The following is a 6,477-nucleotide window of genomic DNA, read 5'->3' as shown; positions in this document are numbered from 1 at the left end:
CTCGACATGCTGGGAAACCCAGCCAGCGATCTGGTCGACTTTCGCGCGCGAAAGTGAATTGTTCAGCGGCTCCCTAGAGGCAATTTCTTAAAACCGTTTCAATTGTTAGCATCTATGCTAGATTGCCAAGGATTGACAGCGTTGGAAGCAAACTATGACTATTGAGTTAGACGGAGGTTGGATATATGTAATCATGACTTCATCCGACTATAATCGTTACAAAATAGGCCGGACGAATGGAAATCCCATGGATCGGGTGAAAAAGCTTCGCACTGGCGACCCAGGGGTTGACCTTCAAGCTGCCTACTTCATCCCGGCCTCTCATGGGAAACTGTCTCAGGTAGAAGCAGCTCTTCATCGAGAGTTTGAGCCGCGCATCTCTTTTCATGACGAAACTGTTTCTGAATGGTTTCGGGGGGATGCGAAGCGTGCTTGTGAGTGGATGGAATATCTGCTCGGGGAGTGGAAGGGGCAGCCAGTTACATTTGGCCTCTATCTGCTCGGTGAAGGTCGAATCTGTCGGGCTTTTGAAGACGACCTCCGTAGCATATACGGCCCCTTCACTCCGGCCAGCCCTATCGATGGCTTGCCATGGTAGTAGGAGTGTTCGAGACCATTACGCGTGAGAGCGGAATTAATGTCGCATCGAAGGCACGCGCACGAGGGCGGAAATTTCGCACCATATGCGCGGGCACGCGAGGGAGGAAATCCGCCGGCATCGCGCATTACGCGGGCGCGTGCGAGTGCGGAAAAATGCAGGTCCCTAAAAGGCGCGTCCCAGCTTCAAACCAAGGGCGGAGGACTGCTGCCATGTGCCGGCCCCTTCAACCGCAGCTTGAGCGCACCGCCGCTCTCGACCCATTCGTGATATCCCTCGACATCGACCAAGATGCGCCCGTCCGGCGCCTTCTTCCATACCTTGTCCTGCATCCAAATCCCGGCGTGGATCTTGGAACGGATTGCGTCTTCGGTATAGCCGGACTCGGCGGCGAACTTGCGGATGGTCAGATAGCGCAGCATGTCTGTCCAATCTATCGTTTAAGGTTCAGTGCCGAGCAAGCGCTTGGACGTTGGATCGAGTTTGTCGGCGACGGTATCGGCCCAGGCTAGCCAGGCTGTAAGTGTCGGCGTGGGAGCGCTCTCGACCGCTGCAGTAGCTTTGAGGTGCGTAGCATAGGCACGGATTGTTTCCGCATCGCGCCAAGAGGCGGCCTCGGCTATCAGAAGACGCTCGCGTTCGGCCGCCGCAGCTTGCGCGGCCTGCTGCTGACGAAGCTCCTCCTCGCGCAAACGAGTTGCTTCGGCTTCAGCGGCAAGAGCCTGTTCACGCGCCTTTGCAGCCTCCGCTTTTTCGCGCTGTTTTTTTTCGAAAGCTTTATCCCAAGCTCGCCTCGCAGCCAGCCCGCGGTAGATACGCTGCAAAACGTCGTTCAGCTGCAGTTCTATTAGATGTTCAGGACGGTCCTCGATCTTGGTTTCATAAGAGCCGACGACAAAAATCCGTAATCGTCCAGTTGGCCGGCTCTTAACAGTCTCCTGCCCACCCCACGAGGTTGGGCGTGTGATCCGGTCAAATTTTTCCGATAGTCGAAGGCCGACATGATGAGTACCATCGCTGACCTGCATCAAACGGGGCTCGACAGAAACTTGAAGTCCCCGACTTTCACACGCCTTGAGGATCGCGTCCCATATACGCAAAGCGCGATCGGTAGCTTCGAGAGATACGCGAAGCGGCAGAACGTCTTCGCTTAATTCAATATGTCCGTGCCGCTCGTACTCATGCCAGTTCGCGGGTGACATATCGAACCGCCATGGCTCATTCGGCTTACGCGGGCGGGTCGCTCTTTCCCGAGACCGAACCAACTTATCACGTTCAGCGCGCACAGCCTTTGCAGCTGCTACTACCAAATGATGCGGCTTCTCCAATTCTGCAGGGACTACAATAGCATTCTGCGGGTCTGCCTCTAGTAAAAGCTGGCTCTGCAGCTTTTCATCTTTCCATGGGTACGCGGCGCTTCCATCCGTGTTAGCGCCCCGGCAAACGAAATGAGTTCGTCCTGAAGTCGCCGGCAAGGTGGGCGTAGGGATCTTGTGGCCTGCAGCGATCCTTGCCCAGTGACCGCGTATTGGAAGCGGGACTTCCAAGGCAACGCAGATCTTCCTCAGCCCATTGTCCGATATGCCATATTTTTTCGCGAGGGTGCTGATCGGAGTAGCCCAGACCTCTCGATACAGCATGTCACGCTCGAACTTCTGTTCCATTGTCCGCTCCCGAGCATCCTTGGTAGATAGATCTGAAGGCAATCATAGCCCATCATATCGGTGCGTCGGCCGTTGACCTTGACCCGTTGAATGTAGGAGGCGATGATGACAGATCAGGAAATCCTCAAGGCGATCTTGCAGAAGCTGACGGAGCGATCGATTCCAATCGAAGTCGACCTCTGGGACACCGAGCACATCGCGGCCTACTTGAAGTACTCGTACAGCACAGTTCGGGACAAGATCCTTCCGCTCTCGAGCTTTCCAAAGCCGATCCGCATCCGCACGGCGAACGGAACCGGCCTGCCGCTATACAAGGCCCGCGAAGTGATCCAGTGGGCCGAAAGTCTGCAGGAGAAATAGCAAAGCCGGGTTGCCCCGGACTTTTGCATGTCACGCCACGTCACACCAGATCACGCGGATGGCTTCACGATGCCGAGGATGTTGGCGCGCGATACCGCGAAACGTCGAGCCAGTTCGCTAACCGAGACGCCGGCCGCATAGTCGGCCGCGATCTGGCGCCGCTGCTCGTCGTTCGTCTTGGACGGGCGGCCCAAGGTCTTGCCCTCAGCCTTCGCCCGAGCCAAGCCGGCCTGCGTGCGCTCCACCAGTAGATCGCGTTCCATCTCGGCCACGGCCGCCAGCATGGTCAACATCAACTTGCCGGCGGTGCTAGTCAAGTCGAGCTTGCCCAACTGCAAGACAATGACCTCAATGCGGCGCGCGGCGAGCATCTTGATCGTGGCGCCGACATCCTGCGCATCACGGCCCAGGCGGTCCAGCTTCGTCACCACTAGGGTTTCGCCGTCGCGGATTTGGCCGAGCATCTTGGCGAACTGCGGCCGCTGCAGCGCAGACACCTTGCCGGACACGCCCTCATCCGCAAACCAGTAATCGACCTGATAGCCGGCGGCCTCGATCTCCCGGCGCTGGTTCTCGGTGGTCTGTTCGGTGGTGCTAACTCTACCGTATGCGAAGGTTGCCATCCTGCTCTCCGTCGTTCTAAGTGTTAGAAAACGGTGTCAGAATATACTGAACTGTTGGAAAGTGCAATCCCTATGTTTCTAACAGATGAGAACGTTGATTTGTGTTGATGTTAGAAATCGTTCGTTTTTTGACACCTTAAAATTTGATGGGAACACAGCTCTGCCACATGCTGTGAGCAGCAAGTCCCCTTAGATTGACGGCCGCGTTGACTTAAGGCAACATTGGGTCGTCAATGCCCCGGACACCGGTTGTGGGCATATTGTGAATGGATTGAAAATGGCGGTTCCAATTGTGTATGACGTATTAATTCGTCAAGAAGTCGAAGCTAATACTCCTGCTGAGGCAATAGAGTTCATCACGGAAGAGTTGAAAGAGAAAGTGACTGCTGGCCTGCACCTTGGTTTTGAGGTCATCCGCGACGATAACAAGTTTCCACCAAAAGACTATAGCTCTCGCGAAACTAATGGCTTCGTAGTGTTCACGTCCGAGCAAAAGCACGAGCTTCTGGCCAAGCTCAAGGACGCTCTGGAGGCTGCTGGGAAGGGAAATCCTGCACCTGGCGAGGAGCTTCTGAACACCTTGCATCGTAAGTTCGACTACTTGGCTAACAGCACACTGGTTGGTGTCGAAGTTTAGCCCGTCGACGGCTGAATATTCTTTTTGGCGCAGGCCTGATCTTGGTTATTGTGGAATCGACAGCCGTCATCGTCGGCCCGGATGAACTTGAAGACAGCCTTGGGGATCATCTTACCGACGGCGCAGGTTTGCGTCAGGCGTCGGCGACGCCGGTTCTATCAGCTTGTCGAATCGGGGCCGGCGCCCCGGCCACGAGAACGAATGCTGCTTGCGAATGAAAACAGGCATCGCTTATGACAGTGTTTCGGGTAAATATGGCAGGGCCATGAGCGCGCCGGCGATGACCATCGCAGGATGAGCATGACGGCGCCGAAGCGGCACTTGTCGAGAATCTGAACAAACTTGGTCGAGGCTGTGACGATGGCCATGTTAAGGCTGCAAGAAATCCCTCATCGACTGCACAAATCCATGACTGGACAACTAGAAGAAAAACGGCGTTACTTGCTCATGTGCAATTTTCCTCTTGCACTATGCGTTGACTCACCTTCCCTTCGGCCACCTATCGTCCGTGGTGTCCACAATTAGATTTACAATGCAAAAGCGATACATACTCCGTCGCCAGATCGTTAGCGCTTGGCACAAGACCGTCGAGAGTGCGTACTCGGAGCGTCTCATTAACTCCGAGCGTAGTCTGCAGCACTACTTCTGCACGAACCTGCTCGCCGAATTTAAAAACGATGACGTGAGGCGATCGATTTTTGTCGAGCCCTGTTTTTCGTGTCCCAGCACCGGGACGCGACGTTCCCCGGATATTATCGTGTGCCACACAAAGGAGATCATTGGGGCAATCGAACTCAAGTTCTCGCCGCGAGGGAAGCCATCCGTTAAGAAGGATCTGGAGACTTTGCATTGGCTGGCATCAAGTGGCGGTGCTGTATCTCTTACGAACCAACGCTACTTGGGTCCGCCGCGCTTAGCCCGCGAGTACACAATCGCGAACGACGCAGTACTATGCTGGGCGGGCATCTACAAAGGCCCTCAGCTTCCGATCGAAAGCGATCAGGATTTCGAGAGGCGCTTCTTGACGTTGCACGCGCTTACGTCTGCAGGTGAAATTCCCAAGGTTTTGCCTGAATTGCGCCGGTAACCGGTCGTTTTCTAATGGGTTCGGCTCAAAATTAAGCTGACCAGTTCAGCCGATGCAATTTGCATCAACCAAGGGCGTCTGCACAAAACTGTGCAGACCGGCTCGACCGCCACAAAAGTGTGGTGGTCGACGGCCACCGCAAAATCGCGGCGGCTGATCGACGGAAGGTCAGATTTAAAATCCAACCCTTGGGCTATTCGATAGGCTGAAAAGTCAGCCCACCTCCAACCGGCTGAATTTTCAGCCCGTCTCTTCCGCAGTCATCCGGCAAACATGCAACGCTCAATTTTGAGCGCTGCATGCCAGGTTATCTGGATAATCGTGCAACGTTGTACTGTTATCGACTGCTCCGCTCAGGTCCAGGACTCGCGCAGTCTGGTCGCCAACTTAGGCGCCCAGGCTTCGATGAGTGCTTCTATGTCGACTGGTTGCGTGGCGCCGGCCGCGCGCGTCTACCTCATGTGGGAATACGGGGATGAGGTATCGACCTCAGTGGAATAGCTGCCTTATCGTACAGAGCGAGTCACCGCCTATCCTTGCAGCCTGTGCTGGTGGACCGCGATGATGCCTTTCGGTAGCTCGGCCGGCTTCTCCAGGAATGTGCCCTTGTAGCCGGTTAATTTCGTGTACTCGACCTCGGCGCGCGCAGAATTGACCACGACTTGGGAAAGTTCACTAATCACCTTGGCGCGCTCGATCTCTACCTTTCCGTCTTTCACGCCTTGGATGGTGTCGAAAAGCAGCTCGCGTAAATCATCAATGTTCCTCGCCATCTTTAGTCCTCCGGTTGATTTGTTTCGTTAGCTCGCCGCGCAATCTAATGATCGTTCTCAGTTCTGGTGGGTAATTGTTGCATGTATAGCGTGATAGCTGTTCTTTCTTGGTGATGCATTCGAGGCGATCAAGTGTGATTTCTTCGAGCACGTTGGTGTGCATCCCCGGCTTAAACACCAGTATGTAATCTGGTAGGATCGGCCCGTTTGCCTCGATCCACACCATTAGGTGCACGCTACGCCAGCGCCTGCTCTGGTGACCCTTTTCATAGCTGATTTTGCGTTGCAAAAAACCGTAATGATCGATCCGATAGCTCCCGTATGCAGCCGTTCGGTTTGGCCAGTTGCCACGGAGAGCCGCGAGATATGTTTCGGACTTACGCAGGCCAATGGATTTTGCCTTGGTCAAAACCCGCGATCGCGGGATATCCAAAACTCGGGCGATGTCATCATTGCTGTGGTCCGCATATGCCAAACGAAGTATTTCGACCTCGGCATCGGTCCAAAACACTCTCTGTGTCATAGGCCAAGTTCCTATAGCTGCAAACGTCGCTGCGTTGACTTCTTTGCGGCGGGACCTCGGCATCCGTTTGGCTGAGTAAGCAGCTAATCCGTTTGCCGGAGGCTATGCTACGCGCCTCCATGACTGGGCTCTGTTCGTTACGACTAGGCACATATTCCGCGTAACTTAGCAGGGCGAGCGCCATGCTAGTTAATGACGAACATTGCCGCATT

Annotated in this window: 8 protein-coding genes; 3 read left to right on the top strand and 5 right to left on the bottom strand. The window is 54.9% G+C overall.

Annotated features, from left to right (window positions below; genetic code table 11):
* Positions 1-154: 154 nt before the first annotated feature.
* Positions 155-598, top strand: coding sequence for a GIY-YIG nuclease family protein (locus QPK29_RS08470; protein WP_371771695.1), 444 nt, complete (start codon positions 155-157; stop codon positions 596-598).
* A 185-nt stretch (positions 599-783) separates the two neighbouring features.
* Here the strand turns inward: QPK29_RS08470 and QPK29_RS08465 are convergent, their stop codons facing one another.
* Positions 784-1,020 (bottom strand): excisionase, encoded by a 237-nt coding sequence (locus QPK29_RS08465; protein WP_371771694.1) that lies wholly within the window; start codon positions 1,018-1,020, stop codon positions 784-786.
* 18 nt (positions 1,021-1,038) lie between these two features.
* The gene (locus QPK29_RS08460) at positions 1,039-2,262 is read right to left on the bottom strand and encodes a hypothetical protein (protein WP_371771693.1); all 1,224 of its coding nucleotides are present in this window, start codon (positions 2,260-2,262) and stop codon (positions 1,039-1,041) included.
* 105 nt (positions 2,263-2,367) lie between these two features.
* Between QPK29_RS08460 and QPK29_RS08455 the strand changes: the two genes are divergently transcribed.
* A complete protein-coding gene (locus tag QPK29_RS08455; RefSeq protein ID WP_400189750.1) occupies positions 2,368-2,622 on the top strand; it encodes a helix-turn-helix transcriptional regulator in 255 nt (84 codons plus the stop codon).
* Between the two features lie 50 nt (positions 2,623-2,672).
* Here the strand turns inward: QPK29_RS08455 and QPK29_RS08450 are convergent, their stop codons facing one another.
* Positions 2,673-3,245: a recombinase family protein gene (locus tag QPK29_RS08450; protein WP_371771691.1), complete on the bottom strand. Its 573-nt coding sequence runs from the start codon at positions 3,243-3,245 to the stop codon at positions 2,673-2,675.
* A 277-nt stretch (positions 3,246-3,522) separates the two neighbouring features.
* On the opposite strand from QPK29_RS08450, the gene QPK29_RS08445 reads away from it, so the two are divergent.
* Entirely contained in the window at positions 3,523-3,882 is a 360-nt protein-coding gene (locus QPK29_RS08445) for a hypothetical protein (RefSeq protein WP_371771690.1), read from the top strand.
* A 1,617-nt stretch (positions 3,883-5,499) separates the two neighbouring features.
* Here QPK29_RS08445 and QPK29_RS08440 read toward each other — a convergent pair.
* Both QPK29_RS08440 and QPK29_RS08435 read right to left on the bottom strand, forming a co-directional pair.
* Entirely contained in the window at positions 5,500-5,742 is a 243-nt protein-coding gene (locus QPK29_RS08440; RefSeq protein WP_371771689.1) for a hypothetical protein, read from the bottom strand.
* Positions 5,726-6,265, bottom strand: a complete 540-nt coding sequence (locus QPK29_RS08435) for a hypothetical protein (RefSeq protein ID WP_371771688.1) — start codon at positions 6,263-6,265, stop codon at positions 5,726-5,728. The genes QPK29_RS08440 and QPK29_RS08435 overlap by 17 nt, the downstream gene beginning before the upstream one ends.
* Positions 6,266-6,477: the final 212 nt, after the last annotated feature.

It is taken from the genome of Massilia orientalis, assembly GCF_030411975.2.
Lineage (GTDB): Bacteria > Pseudomonadota > Gammaproteobacteria > Burkholderiales > Burkholderiaceae_D > Telluria > Telluria orientalis.
This window is presented reverse-complemented; position numbering and strand designations above follow the sequence as displayed.

Bases quoted from the DNA above. Each gene is read 5' to 3' on its own strand.
- QPK29_RS08470 (WP_371771695.1), top strand. From the start codon at position 155: ATGACTATTGAGTTAGACGGAGGTTGGATATATGTAATCATGACTTCA.
- QPK29_RS08465 (WP_371771694.1), bottom strand. From the start codon at position 1,020: ATGCTGCGCTATCTGACCATCCGCAAGTTCGCCGCCGAGTCCGGCTAT.
- QPK29_RS08460 (WP_371771693.1), bottom strand. From the start codon at position 2,262: ATGGAACAGAAGTTCGAGCGTGACATGCTGTATCGAGAGGTCTGGGCT.
- QPK29_RS08455 (WP_400189750.1), top strand. From the start codon at position 2,368: ATGACAGATCAGGAAATCCTCAAGGCGATCTTGCAGAAGCTGACGGAG.
- QPK29_RS08450 (WP_371771691.1), bottom strand. From the start codon at position 3,245: ATGGCAACCTTCGCATACGGTAGAGTTAGCACCACCGAACAGACCACC.
- QPK29_RS08445 (WP_371771690.1), top strand. From the start codon at position 3,523: ATGGCGGTTCCAATTGTGTATGACGTATTAATTCGTCAAGAAGTCGAA.
- QPK29_RS08440 (WP_371771689.1), bottom strand. From the start codon at position 5,742: ATGGCGAGGAACATTGATGATTTACGCGAGCTGCTTTTCGACACCATC.
- QPK29_RS08435 (WP_371771688.1), bottom strand. From the start codon at position 6,265: ATGACACAGAGAGTGTTTTGGACCGATGCCGAGGTCGAAATACTTCGT.